A 15,479-nucleotide genomic window follows, 5' to 3' on the forward strand; every position below is an offset into this window, starting at 1 on the left:
TTATGTTGTTTTAAATTCTCCAAATAATTCTATTAATTTTTCTCTCCGATAATCAAATATCTCTTTGAGCTTTGGCTCTACTAAAAATGGATGAACCATTTGTCCCAAAATTCCCATCGGTACTTTATAATCAACAATATCTTCCATTTCAACACCGCCCGGAATTTCTTTTAAGAAGTGTTTGTGATGCCATAGTGCATAAGGCCCGAAGCGTTGTTCATCGACAAAATATTTTTTATCGACAACATGTGTAATTTCCGTAACCCATTTCATTGGGATACCTAAAACCGGCGTGACTATATATTGTATAATTTGTCCCGCAAACATTGGTCTGTCATCACCTGAAAGTGTTTTGAAACCCATATAATTTGGCGTTATGGTCTTTAGGTTTTTCGGATTTGATAAAAACGCCCAAGCTTCTTCAATGGATATGGGTAGATTCTGTTTGGTGTTTAAGGTGTAAACTTTCATCAGATTAATTTTTGGTAAAGATACAAATTGTTTAAGATATCTGTAAAAAGATTAAACAGTATTATTTTCATTTAAGTTTAAATTAACATTTGAAAGCTGAACAATTTGTAATTTTGGGCAAACTAAAATAAACATTATGAGAAAAATTATTTTTATGTTGGCTGTTTTGATTGCCAACTTTACAATTGAAGCTCAAGTAAAAACACCAGCACCAAGTCCGAAATCAACTATAAATCAAACGGTTGGTTTAACTGATGTAACGGTAGAATATTCACGCCCAAGTGCTAAAGGAAGGCCTGTTTTTGGTGATTTAGTCCCTTTTGGTAAATTATGGAGAACCGGAGCCAATCAAAACTCGATGGTTACTTTCAGCGAAGATGTCGTGATAAAAGGAGCAACTTTAAAAAAAGGAAAATACGCTATTTTCACCACACCAAAAGCAGATATGTGGGAAATAATTTTCTACACTGATACTGAAAATTGGGGAACTCCTGAAAAATGGGATGAAAACAAAGTAGCTTATAAAACAAATGTTGATCCTATAACTTTAGGTAACAACGTTGAAACTTTTACCATTGCCATTAATAATTTGACTAATGATAGCGCAACTTTAGATATTTCATGGGAAAAAACTATGGCTTCAATCAAGTTTGAAGTTCCAACCCAAAAAGCCGCTCTAGCAAGTATTAATAAGGTATTAGCCGGTCCAACAGCCTCAGATTATTTTTCTTCTGCACAATATTTTTATCAATCTGAGGGCGATTTAAATAAAGCTTTAGAATATGTAAATAAAGCTATTTCTATGGCAAAAGCGGATAATGTTCCATTTTGGCATTTGAGATTAAAATCCTTAATCCAAGCCAAATTAGGAAATAAAGCCGGTGCAATTGAAACAGCTAGATTATCACTGGCTGGTGCCGAAAAAGAAAACAATGGTGACTATGTTAAAATGAACAATGACAGCATCAAAGAATGGAGTAAAAAATAAATTTAACTTCAAAAATATTCCAGCCACGAATTCAATTTGAGTTCGTGGTTTTTTTATGCCATCACTTTCCGCTTTCCTTTTGCCCCTAATTGCATTAACATTGACAATACTACCGTTAAAGAAGCACCAATGAAATTCAACCATAAATAACCTAATTTTTCTTGTCCGTTTGGATAGATATGAATAGTGTAATAGTAGATAAAGAATATGGTTGTTTGACTGATTACAGCGCTATAGAAGATCGCATTTGCTTTGACAAATTTGATATAGAATCCAACCAAGAAGACTCCTAAAACTGTTCCGTAAAAGATGGAACCAACAATGTTAACCAACTGGATTAAGTTTTCAAACAATGTACCTACGCAAGCAAAAAGAATGGCAATTACACCCCAAAGTAACGTGAAAGCTTTAGTCGCATTCACAAAATGTTTTTCTGATTTTTCGCCTTTTACATTTCGCTTATAAATGTCAATTGCTGTGGTTGAAGCCAAAGCTGTTAATCCTGAAGCAGAAGACGACATGGCAGCTGATAGAATTACGGCTAACAAAAGTCCAATTAAACCTGAAGGTAAATAGTTTAAAATAAAGTAAATGAATACATAATCTTTATCGTTGGTTTCGGCTTTACTGTCGACTTTGGTGATGATTTCTTTGGCTTGATCGTGCAAGTCCTTTTCTTTCCCTGAAAGCGAAATCAGTTTTTGGCGTAGAATTGGATTGTCGAAATTTTGATTCAAATGGTCAATATACAATAAATTGTATTCTTTTTTTTCTTCTGATAATTGGGCTAACTGGGTTTCCAATGAATTGTATTGTTGGGCATAAGCTGATTTTTCGACAGCATCTCGATTTACCGGATTAAAATGCAAAGGCACCGGATTGAATTGAAAAAACACAAAAACCATTACACCGGTCAATAAAATGAAGAACTGCATCGGCACTTTTAAAAAACCGTTCATAATTAATCCCATTTGGCTTTCTCGATCTGACTTTCCGGACAAATAACGGCCAACTTGTGATTGGTCAGTTCCGAAGTAAGAAAGCATTAAGAAGAAACCTCCTGTAATACCGCTCCAAAACGTATAACGGTTTTCAGGATCGACTGAAAAATCAAGAATATTCATTTTGTCATTGGCACCTGCAATATGCATGGCATTAGAAAATGTCATGTCATTGGGTAACAAATGTAAAATCAAGAAAAATGTAATAAACATACCACTCATGATAATAAACATTTGTTGTTTTTGGGTTACGTTTACGGCTTTGGTACCACCGGCAAAAGTGTAAATGATAACTAAAATTCCGATAATAATGTTGAGTAAAGTCAGATTCCATCCCAAAATAGATGACAAAATAATCGCCGGGGCATAAATGGTTAAACCGGTTCCTAATCCGCGTTGGATTAAAAACAAAATGGCTGTAAATGATCGCGTTTTTAAGTCAAATCGCTGTTCTAAATATTCATAAGCTGTGAAAACTTTTAAGCGATGATAGATAGGAATAAACGTCATGGAAATCACGACCATCGCTATGGGCAAACCAAAATAGAACTGCACGAATCCCATTCCGTCATGATAAGCTTGTCCGGGTGTAGAAAGAAAAGTAATCGCACTGGCTTGGGTGGCCATCACTGATAAACCAACGGTCCACCAAGGCGTTTCTTTGTTGCCTAAAATATAATCTTCAACGTTCTTGCTTCCTTTGGTTTTGTAAACACCATACGAAACTATGAAAAGTAAGGTAACCGATAAAATTATCCAGTCGAGTTGTTGCATATCAAAAGAATAATTGCATTAATAAGAAGAAGATTAAAATATAAATAGCATTGGCAATCAAAACCCACGTATAGCTATTCTTCCAAGATGATTTTTTTTCTATTTCCATAATTATTTTCCAATGGCTATCATATTCGCTAATAATCTAAAAGCACCCGAAACACCTTCGGGCAATTCTCTGAAGAAACTCAAACCGGTATAAATATAATTTCCTTTGCCGTATTTGGCTACTAATAAAGCACCATTTTTAGGTTTTTCGCCTTTGTCATTGGCGGAAAGGATAGGAGTGAAGTTGGCATCCCATTCGCTAGGATAATATAACCCTTGTTCTTGTTTCCAGCCTTTGAAATCTTCTGCAGTAATTTTATTCGGATAATTTAGAACAGGATGATTTGGTGCTAAAAATCGAACTTCAGCATCTTCTTCGGTTACTCTGTCACGGGATAATTTTAAGGAATAAGGCGCCATTTGTTTGGTTACCAAATCGTCTAAAGTATTGTATTGTACAATCATCGTTTTACCGTTTTTAACAAAATCCAACAAAATATTTTGTTTGTATGCCAAAATATTTACAACATTATAAGCTCTGATTCCGGTCATAACGACGTCAAAATTCTGTAATCTTTCAGTTGATATTTCCTCAGGCTTTAGGATTTGTACTTCGTAACCCATTTGGGTTAAACTTTTCGGTACTTCATCACCTGCGCCCATGATATAAGCTATTTTTTCATTCTTAGTTTTAATTTTTAAGCGAATACCTTTGGCTTCAGCCGATTTTAAAACCATTTGCTTGTAAATATGTGAATAGTTGATGTCGATTTTTTCTTTGTCGAAGGTTTGTCCGTTAACGGTTACTATGCTTTTAATGTCAATTTCACTGGCTTCATCAGATGGAGAAACGGTAAATACAGCCAGAACTTCTTGTCCTTTTTTGTCAATTGTAAACGGAATTTCCGAAGGAGAAACTTTCCAATTTTGTGGTAGTTCTAATTTAGTGTTGCCTGTTATATTGTCTCTTCCTGCTTTGACTTTAACGACAATGGTTTTGCTTCGGTTATTATTGAAAATATATACTTTTTCAGCAATAGAAGAGGTTGCAACCGGAATAACATCCAGCGGTTGGTATACTTCGCCTTTTACATCGTCATTGTATTTGTAAATGACATAGCGTTCAAAAGGTATGGTGATATCGTTAATACCAATCAGAAAAATAACTTTTACCTGACGCAAAACATCTGGAACTCCAATGTTTTCCTGATTATCTACGCTATACATGCCAACGGTTCCTTTTTGGTTTAACCAATAAGCATTAGTGTAATCAAGGTCATTTGGTAATTCTAATTCAATGGTTCTTGAAACCGATTTATTATTGACAAGCTCAGTTATTTCTTGGGTAATCATGGAATTTGGATAAGTTAAAATTGTATTCCAACTAATTTTAATGGGGCTTCTATTTATTGCTTCTAATTTAACTTTTAACAAACTACCCGGAGTTGCTTCCTGATTATCAGCAACGGCTTCTAAATACAAACCGGCACAAGCAGCGATAATTTTTTTTATTTCTTCTGATTTGATGGTTTTCCAATGCTTGTCTTCTAAATTTTCGATTAAACTGTAGGCTTTCACTAATTCAGGAATACTTGCCGAAGGATTTTTAAAATCGAAGTTCTTTTCTACAGCATATAAAATATCTCCAATAACTTTTCCGTTTTTTACGCGATTCCAAGTGGTATCGATGCCTTCGAACAGATTGGCCTTGTCTTTGGGCATATCGCCTTTAAGGAATTCCAAATATTCATCTTCTACGCCACGTGTTCCGGTTGAACCAAAACCTTGTGACTGATGGCGACTTCTGCTTAGCGCTGCTATTTCCTGATTGGATTTTCCAACGGATTGGTAATAAGTTCCAATTTTTAGATTGATTAAATTGGTTTTGTCTGCGGCTTCAAATTTCTCCCGACTTCCATAAAACCACCAAGAAGTATTGAAAAATAAACGCTTGGGTTGCCAAGTACTGACATATTGTAACTGATTAGGATAAACTGTTGCATCGTTAACTTTCTCAAAAGCTTCAAGTCCTAACATGGCTGAAGCTGTATGATGTCCGTGAGTTGTCCCAGGTGAACGATGATCAAAACGGTTGATGATGACATCGGGTTGGAATTTTCGTATCGCCCAAATTACATCACTTAGCACTTGTTCTTTGTCCCAAATCTCTAGAGTTTCATCAGGGTTTTTAGAAAATCCAAAATCATTAGCTCTCGTGAAAAATTGTTCCCCACCATCAATTTTTCGAGCCTCGATAAGTTCTTGTGTTCTGATTACGCCTAATAACTCTCTTAGTTCTGGACCAATTAAATTTTGTCCGCCATCGCCACGAGTTAACGACAAATAGGCTGTTCTTGCTTTTTTATCATTCGCTAAATAAGAAATCAAGCGTGTATTTTCATCATCAGGATGCGCAGCGATGTAAAGCACAGAGCCTAGAAAATTTAGTTTTTGAATATGATTATAAATTTCAACCGCATTAAGTTTGGCAGGTTGTTGCGCCAAAATAAATTGTGAGGTAAGGAGTAAAAAGGTAATAAATAAGGAGTAAAGCTTTTGCATTAGTTTGACTTTATGGCAATAGCTTCAAATATAAACATTAAATAAAAAGCATCGTTTTATTTAATTAGTTTTTAACAAATAACACGTTATTCAGCACCAACAGTAGCATTGGCAAAACGGCCTTTGGAATTATACGGATACATTTTTTTGTGAACCGATAAATATTCATACGGATTGTCATCATCGTAATCATTGATTGTAACACGGGCTTTGTTGTATAAGGAATAGCCACCATAATTTTTGGGTAATTCAGGTGCAGTTTGCCATTCACCATTTTCCTTATAGTAATAAACCATTTTGAGGTTATCAAAATACGCTTGAATGTTTGGAAAATAGAAATAGCGAATATAACAGTTGGTTTTCTTATCTATTGGCAAGCTTTGTATTTTAGCGGTAGTGTCTTGTGAATAAGAAATACTGGAAACCAATACAATAGCTAAAACGAGCATTACTTTCAGTGTTTTCATGATTTTGTAAATTTGGGGTTAACAAAAACTGATTCAATAATCAGAAACAAATATAATTATTATTTATCCTTTAAAAGTATTTTTTAACGCTGAAATGCATTATTTATATTAAAATTTAAGAATAATACTAATTTAAAGTGTTGGTATTTAAAATATTACGAAAAAAAAGCAAAGAAATTAATCTTTGCTTTTAAAATATAATAATTATGCTGTTTATCTTTTGCCTTTCCCGTGTCCACCTTTACCATTTCCTTTTCCTGGATGGCCTTGGGCTTTGAATTTGGCTTTTCCGGGACTGCTTTTGTAATGTCCTTTGTTCTTCCAATGTCCGTTTCCTTTGTATTTAACTTTATGGGTTTTATATAAAGTATATGGAGCATTTCCTCTGTAATCAGTTAAATAAATTGTGCGTCCACCTCTTAAATCATAACCTCTATAATGAGCGGGTAGCGCGGCTGAACGATGCCATTTTCCGTTTCTTAAATAAATATATCTACTGGCTGGAACATCATAATAAACTTCTATATCCGGAATGTAGTAGTAGCGTACTTCTACTGGTGCTGCCGGTGCCCAAACTGGCGGAGTTCCAACATTGACATTGACTGATACTTGAGCTTGGCTACTTACTGTGACCATTAATACTGCCATCAGTAAAATAAAATTTCTTGTTTTCATGATTCTTCTTTTAAATTAATAATTCTTGTTCTTACCTAACTAATTTTATAGATTATAGCTTAGGTTTGGTGTAGCGGAAATATTAAATTGCCCTTGCACGCTTCAGTATTATATATGCCAAAATTAGTGCCAGAAAGAAGATAGCTCGTTATATGATTTTTGTTAAAATTTATAGAATTAAGTTTTAATCCATAAATTCTTTGTCTTCAAATTTGGGTTTAACAATGGAGATTCCTTTTTGAAGCAATAGATTGTTTGGATAGACAATTCGTTCTCCATCTAACGTTAATAAATCGGTGTGAAAGGCATTGATGTCAATAATTTCACCTTCAATATTAAAATCTTTATCGTGTACTTTAATAATGTCACCAATTTTAAACGGAAAAGAAAAGAATAGAATAATGCCTGAAGTAATATTGCTGAGAATAGACCATTGAGCAAACATGGCAACACCAACAACAGTAGCAATAGAGGAAAGTGTAATTAAGATATCATTTTTTTGTACACCCCAAATTACAATTAGCGAAATCACGGCTAAAATACTAATCAATAAATGAATATATTTGATGACCAAGTTGGTTCTTTTTTCAATACCGGTATGTGATCTTGAATAACTTTTTACCGCTTTGGTGACAATTAATCTCAGAAAAACAACCACTAGAATTACCAATCCTGTAGCAATCGCCTCTTTAATATAGAAATCGAAAAAACTCATAATCTTATAAATGGGTTAAATAAGCATAAACTTTATCAGTTGGCAAACCTACCACATTGGTGTAAGAACCCTCAATTTTTGAAATACCAACCAAACCAATCCATTCCTGAATACCATAAGCTCCGGCTTTGTCAAAAGGTTTGTAATTGTCTAAATAATAACGAATGGCTTCTTCTGAAAGCTTGTTGAAAGTCACTTTAGTCACTTCAAAAATGGTTTCTGTCTTTTCAATGGTTTTAAAACAAACTGAGGTAATGACTTCATGGGTTTTACCCGACATCGATTGTAACATTTGAAACGCATCCTCATAATCTTTAGGTTTGCCCAAAGCTTTATTGTCAAACCAAACTATCGTATCGCTCGTGATTAAAATTTCATTTTCGGCAATTTCTCCTTCGAAAGCATTGGCTTTTAGTATGGCTAAAAAATTAGTAATCTCAACGCCTTGAAGGTTTTCGGGATAAATTTCTTCAATATCTTTTAGTCTGATTTCAAAATCGGTGTCTAAATCTTTCAAAAACTGTTGTCTTCGCGGCGAACCCGAAGCTAAGATGACTTTGTATTTTTTATTCAGCAAATTAAGCATTGTTTTTAATATTGAAATTGATTACTAAAATAGACAATATTCCAAAGAAGATTACCCATTTTAACACCTGACTTAACAAATGAAAATCCTTTTTAGATTTAGCACTCCAAACTTTAACCAGAAAGAAAATCATTGGACTAACAACAAATACTAAACCATAAATTACGGCATAATATAAGTTGTTATTCATCAAATAAGTATTGAGGTACCAGAGTAAAACAACTGTCGCAACAATACCCAATCCGAAAACCACTTTTGCGGTTCGACTTACACCAAGAACAATTGGTAATGTATTCATTCCTTGATTGTAATCGCCATTTACATCTTCCATGTCTTTAACAATTTCCCGAATGAAATTAATGATAAAAGCAAATAAAGCATAATCCAATAGTAATGAAAAATAGATACCCATTTCTTTTTGATTGCTTTCAAAAGTAAGCGGTAATAAATCGTAAACACCTATGATTAAAATACTAATGGCTAACAGAAATGCGACTATAATATTTCCAATCAACAACATTCTTTTAAAAGTCGTAGCATATAAATACAACAGTGTTACTATGATGATAAAAATACCGGCAAATGTTGGTTTCTGAATAATATTAGATAAGTAAAAGCCTATGCCGACTCCGGTTACATTCAAGGCAAAATAGATATTGTAAGCCATAGCTTCTGATATGCTTTTGCCAATAATTACGTTGTTGGGTTTATTGTCATTATCCGTTTCTTGATCCATGACATCATTAATGATATATCCGGCTGCAGCTATCAATACAGTTGATAAAATCAATAATAAATATTGAAAATCACTCAAAAACAAATAAATAGCTTCATGTTTTAGAAATCCATATCTGAAAACAATTTGCATAAAAGCGAGTAGGAGTAAGTTTTGGTATCTTATTAATCTTAAAAAGTTCATTGGATTGTATTTTTATAAATCTGAAATCTGGGTTCTTGAATCTGTGCTCTTAAATCAATCGTGTTTCCCGTTATAATACATATGCCATTTGCCTTGCACTTTCATCACTTGTTCAATCACTTCACGAACTGCACCTTTTCCGCCATTTTTATGTGAAATATATTTAGAAATCGCTTTGATTTCGGCTACGGCATCTTGCGGACAAGTTGGTAATCCTACCAATTGCATCACATGGAAATCGGGAATATCATCGCCCATGTATAAAACTTGTTCGGGTTTAATGTTGTACAATTCGGTGTATTGTTTGAAAGTAGTCACTTTATCCGGCGAAGCCAAATGAATATCAGTAATTCCAAGGTTTTTTAATCGAATGCGAACACCTTCATTATTACCGCCCGAAATGATGCAAACATGATAACCGCTTTCGATAGCCGCTTTCATCGCAAAACCATCTCGAATATTCATAATACGAAGCATTTCGCCGTTTTCAGTAACGTGAACAGAACTGTCGGTTAAAACGCCGTCTACATCAAAAATAAATGTAGTAATCTCGTTCATGATTTCTTTATAACTTTTTCCCATGATCAATAATAGATTTGGTTAGCAATTTATACATTTCTTTTTGGTTGTCATCCGTTAAAAAAGACAGATGACTATTGATGGTTTGTGTGTCGTTTCTTTTGGCCGGACCGGTTTGTGCTTCAGTTGGCGAAAGCGTTAAAATTTTATTCGCAGTTTCTTGAATCAGCGGTTTTAAAATATCAAAAGATAAATTGTTTTCGGTACAAATATCACTTCCTATTTCGTACAAATGATTGACAAAATTCGACACAAAAACCGCCGCAACATGCAACGCCTTTCTTTGTTCTGAATTGACTTGGTAAATTACATTGAAAAGTGATTTGGCCACTGTTTCAAGCGTTTGGTAGTCAGTGTCGTTTTCGGCTTCTAAACAAATCGGAATATTTTTAAAATCGACTTCTTTCGACTTAGAAAAGGTTTGCAACGGATAAAAAACACCTTTGCGATTTTTACTATCTAAGGTAGTCATAGCAACACTTCCGGAAGTATGAGCCACCAATTGATTTTTTAGAGGAATTTGATTGGAAACTTCGGCAATCGCATTATCAGAAACTGCAATAATGGTTAAATCAACAGATTGTAATTGGCTGTAATCGGATACAATTTTATTCGAATTTACAAGGTCATTAACTGCTTCAGGCTTTCGTGAAAACACTTGAACCAACTCAATTTCAGCCTTTTCACTAAACGCTTTAATGAGATGACGGGCAACATTTCCTGAACCAATAATAGTGACTTGAATCATGCGGCTAAATTATCGAAAATTAATTTCATTTTTTATTTTAAATCTAAGAAATACACAAGTCTTAAAAATGTATTAAAACACTAATCAAATGAAGTGTAAATCTATTTATTTAGCCTATTTTTGTACGACTTTTTTAAAAATAATTCCAACTCATGGAAAAAAAATTATACTCTTTTTTATTCTCCACACGTTTAATGGCTGTTTTGTTTCTTGGTTTTGCTGCGGCAATGGCAGTCGGAACCTTTATTGAAAGCGAATACAACACCGATACCGCTCGAATTTTAGTTTACAATGCTTGGTGGTTTGAAGCCATAATGTTGTTTTTTATGATCAATTTCATCGGAAACATCAAACGATATCAATTGTACAAAAAAGAAAAATGGGCAACACTTTTGTTGCATTTGTCTTTCATCTTTATCATTGCCGGTGCTTTTATTACGCGTTACATCAGTTATGAAGGCATGATGCCTATTCGTGAAGGAGAAACTTCTAAACAAGTTTACTCAGACAAATGTTATTTGACGGTTTTTGTAGATGGCGTTTATGATGGTGAAATCAGACGTAGAACTTTTGAAAAACCTTTGTTGCTTTCTCCAATCACCAATAATCATTTTTCGCTTAACGAAAAGTTTGCCGAAATTCCGTTTGAAATAGAATACAAAGACTTTGTTTTTGATGCTAAAGAAAGTATTAAAGAAGACCCAAAAGGCGATACTTATCTCAAACTAGTCGAATCAGGCGATGGTACAAGACACGAACACATGCTCAAAGGCGGCGAAGTACAAAACATACACAATGTTTTATTTGCCTTAGACAAACCTACCAAAGGCGCGATTAATATTGATTCTAAAGCCAATACCATTACATCACCTTTTGATGGACAATTTATGCGAATGGCTGATAAAATGGAAGGTCAAGTGACTAAAGATGTGGTGCAACCCTTGATGTATCGTTCGTTATACAATATCGGCGGAAGCCAATTTGTAATTCCGGAATTGCCTAAAAAAGGAGTGAAGTCATTTGAATCCAGTGGTGATTATAAAGCTAAAAATGGTGAAGATGCGCTCACACTTGTGGTCAAAACTGACGGAAAAGAAGAAGTAGTAACACTTGTTGGTTCAAAAGGGAAACAAGGCGAACCGAAATCTTTTAAATTAGGTAAGTTGGAATTTACGCTGACTTATGGCAGTAAAATATACGTATTGCCCTTTAGCCTAAAATTGAATGATTTCATCGCTGCAAAATACCCCGGAACTGAAAAAAGATATTCTTCCTTTGAAAGTAAAGTTACAGTTATAGATTCTACCGATAAATTTGACGCTCATATTTACATGAATAACATTTTAGATTATAGAGGATTCAGATTCTTTCAAGCCAATTTTGATCCGGATGAAAAAGGAACGGTGCTTTCAGTTAACCACGACTTTTGGGGAACAACTGTAACTTATATTGGCTACTTTTTATTGTTTTTCTGTATGATGGCGATATTGTTTGTTAAAAACACACGCTTTGCAGATTTGAAGCGAAAATTAGAAAATGTAAAAAAGAAGAAATCTAAGTTAATCACTGCTTTAGTTTTGTTGTTTTCCCTAAACGGATTAGCTCAAGAGCACACTGATACGCACAAAAAAGCAATGCCAACGCAGAAGCAAATTGATTCAATCATCAATAAATATAAAGTTTCTGAAAAGCATGCGGCTCAATTTGGTCGTTTGGTAATACAAGACGAAGGCGGAAGAATGAAACCTATCAATACTTTTTCTTCTGAATTGTTGCGTAAAGTGAGTAAGAGTGATACTTACAAGGATATGAATTCTGACCAAGTATTTCTCTCGATGACGCAATTTCCGACCGTTTGGTTTGAAACACCATTGATTTACATAAAAAAAGGGAACGACAGCATTCGCAAAATAATAGGGATCAAACCGGATGAAAAATATGCTTCCTTCCATGCTTTCTTTGACGAAAATTGGAACTATAAATTGTCACCTTATTTAGAAACTGCTTATAAAGCTACGATTCCCAATCAGTTTGAAAAGGATTTTATCGAAACTGATAAAAAAGTAAATCTGCTAAATTCAGCCTTAAGCGGAAAAATATTAAAAATCTTCCCGGTACCAAATGACCCAAACAATAAATGGCTATCTTTTTTGGAAATCAATCACGCAACAGGAAATGCTTTAGACACCATTAAAGGCGCTTTGCCGGTTTATTTAGATGCTTTGATGAAAGCTTCTGACAGTAAAGATTATACTCGTGCCAATACTTTTTTAGTGGGTATGGAAGATTACCAAAAAGTTTATGGTAAAGCCGTTCGACCATCGGATGATAAAATCGATTCAGAGATATTGTATAACAAATACGATGTTTTTAAAAACCTATTTTGGTTGTACATGTTAACCGGTTGTTTGATGTTGATTTTAGTTATTGTGAACATCTTCTTCGAAACTAAAGTTTTAAGAATTGCGGTCAACGGATTCCATATCCTTATCGGATTGTTATTCGGAATTCACACGCTTGGATTGATTGCGCGTTGGTATATTTCGGGACATGCACCTTGGAGTGATGCTTATGAAAGTATGATTTATGTGGCTTGGGCGACGATGTTCTTTACTTTGGCCTTTGACCGAAAATCTAAATTAACAGTAGCTTCGGGAACGTTCGTAGCTTCGATGATTTTGATGATTGCCCATTGGAATTGGATGGATCCGGCGATTGCTAACTTACAACCGGTACTAAATTCTTATTGGTTGATGATTCACGTTGCTGTAATTGTAGCCAGTTATGGACCATTTACTTTAGCGATGGTTTTAGGCGTTGTGTCATTACTATTGATGTTGTTCATCAATGAAAAGAACAAAACCAAAATGGAACTCAATATCAAAGAAATCACTTATATTAACGAAATGGCTTTGACTATTGGTTTAGTTATGTTAACCATTGGTAACTTTTTAGGAGGTCAATGGGCGAATGAGAGTTGGGGAAGATATTGGGGTTGGGATCCAAAAGAAACTTGGGCTTTGATCAGTATCATGATTTATGCGTTTGTAATTCACGCCCGATTTGTTCCGGCATTGCGTAATAAATGGGTTTACAATGTATTGGCGATTTTTGCTTTCTATTCCATTATGATGACGTATTTCGGGGTGAATTTCTACCTAACAGGATTGCATTCTTATGCCAGCGGCGATAAAGTCGTTACGCCTTCGTTTGTTTATTATTCTGTTGCCTTTGTAGTTATTTTGGCTACTTTGTCTTACTTCAAATACAGAAAGTATTTAAGAAAATAAATTGAAAAAATCACCGCAGATTCGCAGATTAAAATAATTCGTGAATTTGCGTGAAATTTTATATTGTGATTGACCTGTAAATAATTAAAAATGAATCACCGCAAATTCGCAAATAAAAAATCTGTGAATTTGCGGTGAAATTTTTTAAGTCACCTTAAATAAATTAAATTACACTTTTCCCAAAGTATACAATTTCTCTAATGTTGGCGATTTGCTTCCGCCTGCAGGTTCTAAGGTGATTCCGAAAGCTTCAGCGCCGGCATTATTTTCTACTTTAAAGATAGAATTGTCAGCCGTAAAGTTTTCTAATAAACCAACGCTTGTTGGTGTTAATGGTTCTAATTTCAAAGCCCAAACTTGATAAACCATGCCTTCCGGTGGTTCCGGTAATCCGGATGCGTCAACATAAACCACTTGTTGTTCTTTGTTCCAGTAAACTTTAGCAGATGCCGTTGGGTCAATGGCCTGTCCACCAAGTTGAATTACAGAGGTTTTAGTATCTCTAATTACATTTAAAACCGTTGTAGTTTCTTTATTTTTCAATTCTAAATCAACTACAGTTTCTTGTAATTTATTTTTCTCTACTTTGATAGTTTCAATCTGTTGGTTGCTTTCATTCAATTTTGAATATTGAAAACCAATTCCAATTAACAAGGCAATAGAAGCGGCCCAACCAATATAAGTTGCCGTATTACTTCTTGATTTGAAGTCGACAACTCTACCGTGTTTCAGTTCGAGTTGTGCTTTAATTTTCTCAAATTGGCTATGTGAAATAAAAGGCGAGAAGCTACTCGAAAGATTAATAATTGCTTTTTCTATCGAGAGAATTTCCGCTTTAACTTCGGGATTCTTATTCGCCATAGCGTTTACTTCATCGTTCTCCGACTCGGTAAGCAAACCATACACATATAGTTCTAATATACCTGATTCTATATAGTCTTTAGTTTCCATTATACATTTAAAAATTTACGTAGGTCGTTCATACACATTCGATTTTGGGTTTTAACCGTACCCAATGGGATTTCTAATTCTTCAGAAGCTTCTTGTTGGGTATATCCTTTAAAAAACAGTAAATCGATAATTTGAATACATTTTGGTTTTAGCTTTTTCACAAAATCTAAAATTCCGATGGTATCGATTCTATTGGTTAGTTTGTTACTGTCATCCAACAGATGTACGAAATTATCAGAAGATAGGTTTTTTTGACTATTGTTAAAACCTTTAGAACGCAACTTGTCGATTGAAGTATTCCTAGTGATGTTAAGCATCCAAGTGTACAATCTCCCTTTGCTTTGATTGTAGGTTTCGATGTTCTTCCAAATTTTCACAAATACTTCCTGAAGCACATCTTCGGCTTCTTCACGATCTTTAATTAGATTGGTGATAATACTAAAAAGACTTTTAGAATACATGTCATATAGTATTGTAAAAGCTTTTTCTTCCTTCCTCAGAAGCAACGGTAATAATTCTTCTTGTGTCATACCTAATATTTTATAATCGTAAAAATAACGAAACTTATTTCACATTAACAAATAATTAAAATAATATCTAACAAATCAATCTTTGTAGAGAACCTAATCAACTGCATTTTCGTAAATGTATTCAGGGAAAATCTGCTATGATTTTTGTTTTGGTTTTTTGTTTTGTGATAGAAAT

Annotated in this window: 14 protein-coding genes; 2 read left to right on the forward strand and 12 right to left on the reverse strand. The window is 34.2% G+C overall.

Annotation, left to right across the window (positions count from 1 at the left end):
- A complete protein-coding gene (locus tag ACK4R1_RS13410) occupies positions 1-471 on the reverse strand; it encodes an SRPBCC family protein (RefSeq protein ID WP_409688023.1) in 471 nt (156 codons plus the stop codon).
- Positions 472-607: 136 nt separating this feature from the next.
- Between ACK4R1_RS13410 and ACK4R1_RS13415 the strand changes: the two genes are divergently transcribed.
- Positions 608-1,459 carry a DUF2911 domain-containing protein gene (locus ACK4R1_RS13415; RefSeq protein WP_409688025.1) on the forward strand — a complete coding sequence of 284 codons (852 nt, stop codon included), beginning with the start codon at positions 608-610 and terminating at the stop codon, positions 1,457-1,459.
- Between the two features lie 53 nt (positions 1,460-1,512).
- Here the strand turns inward: ACK4R1_RS13415 and ACK4R1_RS13420 are convergent, their stop codons facing one another.
- The 9 genes from ACK4R1_RS13420 to ACK4R1_RS13460 all read right to left on the reverse strand — a co-directional run bounded on the left by ACK4R1_RS13420 (position 1,513) and on the right by ACK4R1_RS13460 (position 10,533).
- Positions 1,513-3,234, reverse strand: coding sequence for a sodium:solute symporter (locus tag ACK4R1_RS13420; protein WP_409688028.1), 1,722 nt, complete (start codon positions 3,232-3,234; stop codon positions 1,513-1,515).
- A gap of 111 nt (positions 3,235-3,345) precedes the next feature.
- Positions 3,346-5,844 carry a PIG-L family deacetylase gene (locus tag ACK4R1_RS13425; RefSeq protein WP_409688031.1) on the reverse strand — a complete coding sequence of 833 codons (2,499 nt, stop codon included), beginning with the start codon at positions 5,842-5,844 and terminating at the stop codon, positions 3,346-3,348.
- Between the two features lie 86 nt (positions 5,845-5,930).
- Positions 5,931-6,311, reverse strand: a complete 381-nt coding sequence (locus ACK4R1_RS13430) for a hypothetical protein (RefSeq protein ID WP_409688034.1) — start codon at positions 6,309-6,311, stop codon at positions 5,931-5,933.
- Positions 6,312-6,524: 213 nt separating this feature from the next.
- Positions 6,525-6,986: a hypothetical protein gene (locus ACK4R1_RS13435; RefSeq protein WP_409688036.1), complete on the reverse strand. Its 462-nt coding sequence runs from the start codon at positions 6,984-6,986 to the stop codon at positions 6,525-6,527.
- Positions 6,987-7,170: 184 nt separating this feature from the next.
- The gene (locus ACK4R1_RS13440) at positions 7,171-7,701 is read right to left on the reverse strand and encodes a mechanosensitive ion channel domain-containing protein (protein ID WP_409688039.1); all 531 of its coding nucleotides are present in this window, start codon (positions 7,699-7,701) and stop codon (positions 7,171-7,173) included.
- Positions 7,702-7,705: 4 nt separating this feature from the next.
- Entirely contained in the window at positions 7,706-8,287 is a 582-nt protein-coding gene (locus tag ACK4R1_RS13445; RefSeq protein WP_409688042.1) for a Maf-like protein, read from the reverse strand.
- A complete protein-coding gene (locus ACK4R1_RS13450; RefSeq protein WP_409688045.1) occupies positions 8,280-9,206 on the reverse strand; it encodes a geranylgeranylglycerol-phosphate geranylgeranyltransferase in 927 nt (308 codons plus the stop codon). The genes ACK4R1_RS13445 and ACK4R1_RS13450 overlap by 8 nt, the downstream gene beginning before the upstream one ends.
- A gap of 54 nt (positions 9,207-9,260) precedes the next feature.
- Positions 9,261-9,788, reverse strand: coding sequence for a KdsC family phosphatase (locus ACK4R1_RS13455; RefSeq protein ID WP_409688048.1), 528 nt, complete (start codon positions 9,786-9,788; stop codon positions 9,261-9,263).
- Positions 9,772-10,533: a Rossmann-like and DUF2520 domain-containing protein gene (locus ACK4R1_RS13460; protein WP_409688050.1), complete on the reverse strand. Its 762-nt coding sequence runs from the start codon at positions 10,531-10,533 to the stop codon at positions 9,772-9,774. Before ACK4R1_RS13460 ends, ACK4R1_RS13455 begins: the two co-directional genes overlap by 17 nt.
- Positions 10,534-10,685: 152 nt before the next feature.
- Between ACK4R1_RS13460 and ccsA the strand changes: the two genes are divergently transcribed.
- The gene (ccsA, locus tag ACK4R1_RS13465; protein ID WP_409688053.1) at positions 10,686-13,823 is read left to right on the forward strand and encodes a cytochrome c biogenesis protein CcsA; all 3,138 of its coding nucleotides are present in this window, start codon (positions 10,686-10,688) and stop codon (positions 13,821-13,823) included.
- A 168-nt stretch (positions 13,824-13,991) separates the two neighbouring features.
- Here the strand turns inward: ccsA and ACK4R1_RS13470 are convergent, their stop codons facing one another.
- Positions 13,992-14,774: an anti-sigma factor domain-containing protein gene (locus tag ACK4R1_RS13470; RefSeq protein ID WP_409688056.1), complete on the reverse strand. Its 783-nt coding sequence runs from the start codon at positions 14,772-14,774 to the stop codon at positions 13,992-13,994.
- Entirely contained in the window at positions 14,774-15,304 is a 531-nt protein-coding gene (locus ACK4R1_RS13475) for an RNA polymerase sigma factor (protein WP_409665877.1), read from the reverse strand. The genes ACK4R1_RS13470 and ACK4R1_RS13475 overlap by 1 nt, the downstream gene beginning before the upstream one ends.
- Between the last annotated feature and the right edge of the window lie 175 nt (positions 15,305-15,479).

It is taken from the genome of Flavobacterium sp. (assembly GCF_046293665.1).
GTDB lineage: Bacteria > Bacteroidota > Bacteroidia > Flavobacteriales > Flavobacteriaceae > Flavobacterium.

What these genes read in the sequence shown, in the direction of transcription:
- ACK4R1_RS13410 (WP_409688023.1), bottom strand. Translation starts at nt 471, where the DNA reads ATGAAAGTTTACACCTTAAACACCAAACAGAATCTACCCATATCCATT.
- ACK4R1_RS13415 (WP_409688025.1), top strand. Translation starts at nt 608, where the DNA reads ATGAGAAAAATTATTTTTATGTTGGCTGTTTTGATTGCCAACTTTACA.
- ACK4R1_RS13420 (WP_409688028.1), bottom strand. Translation starts at nt 3,234, where the DNA reads ATGCAACAACTCGACTGGATAATTTTATCGGTTACCTTACTTTTCATA.
- ACK4R1_RS13425 (WP_409688031.1), bottom strand. Translation starts at nt 5,844, where the DNA reads ATGCAAAAGCTTTACTCCTTATTTATTACCTTTTTACTCCTTACCTCA.
- ACK4R1_RS13430 (WP_409688034.1), bottom strand. Translation starts at nt 6,311, where the DNA reads ATGAAAACACTGAAAGTAATGCTCGTTTTAGCTATTGTATTGGTTTCC.
- ACK4R1_RS13435 (WP_409688036.1), bottom strand. Translation starts at nt 6,986, where the DNA reads ATGAAAACAAGAAATTTTATTTTACTGATGGCAGTATTAATGGTCACA.
- ACK4R1_RS13440 (WP_409688039.1), bottom strand. Translation starts at nt 7,701, where the DNA reads ATGAGTTTTTTCGATTTCTATATTAAAGAGGCGATTGCTACAGGATTG.
- ACK4R1_RS13445 (WP_409688042.1), bottom strand. Translation starts at nt 8,287, where the DNA reads ATGCTTAATTTGCTGAATAAAAAATACAAAGTCATCTTAGCTTCGGGT.
- ACK4R1_RS13450 (WP_409688045.1), bottom strand. Translation starts at nt 9,206, where the DNA reads ATGAACTTTTTAAGATTAATAAGATACCAAAACTTACTCCTACTCGCT.
- ACK4R1_RS13455 (WP_409688048.1), bottom strand. Translation starts at nt 9,788, where the DNA reads ATGGGAAAAAGTTATAAAGAAATCATGAACGAGATTACTACATTTATT.
- ACK4R1_RS13460 (WP_409688050.1), bottom strand. Translation starts at nt 10,533, where the DNA reads ATGATTCAAGTCACTATTATTGGTTCAGGAAATGTTGCCCGTCATCTC.
- ccsA (WP_409688053.1), top strand. Translation starts at nt 10,686, where the DNA reads ATGGAAAAAAAATTATACTCTTTTTTATTCTCCACACGTTTAATGGCT.
- ACK4R1_RS13470 (WP_409688056.1), bottom strand. Translation starts at nt 14,774, where the DNA reads ATGGAAACTAAAGACTATATAGAATCAGGTATATTAGAACTATATGTG.
- ACK4R1_RS13475 (WP_409665877.1), bottom strand. Translation starts at nt 15,304, where the DNA reads ATGACACAAGAAGAATTATTACCGTTGCTTCTGAGGAAGGAAGAAAAA.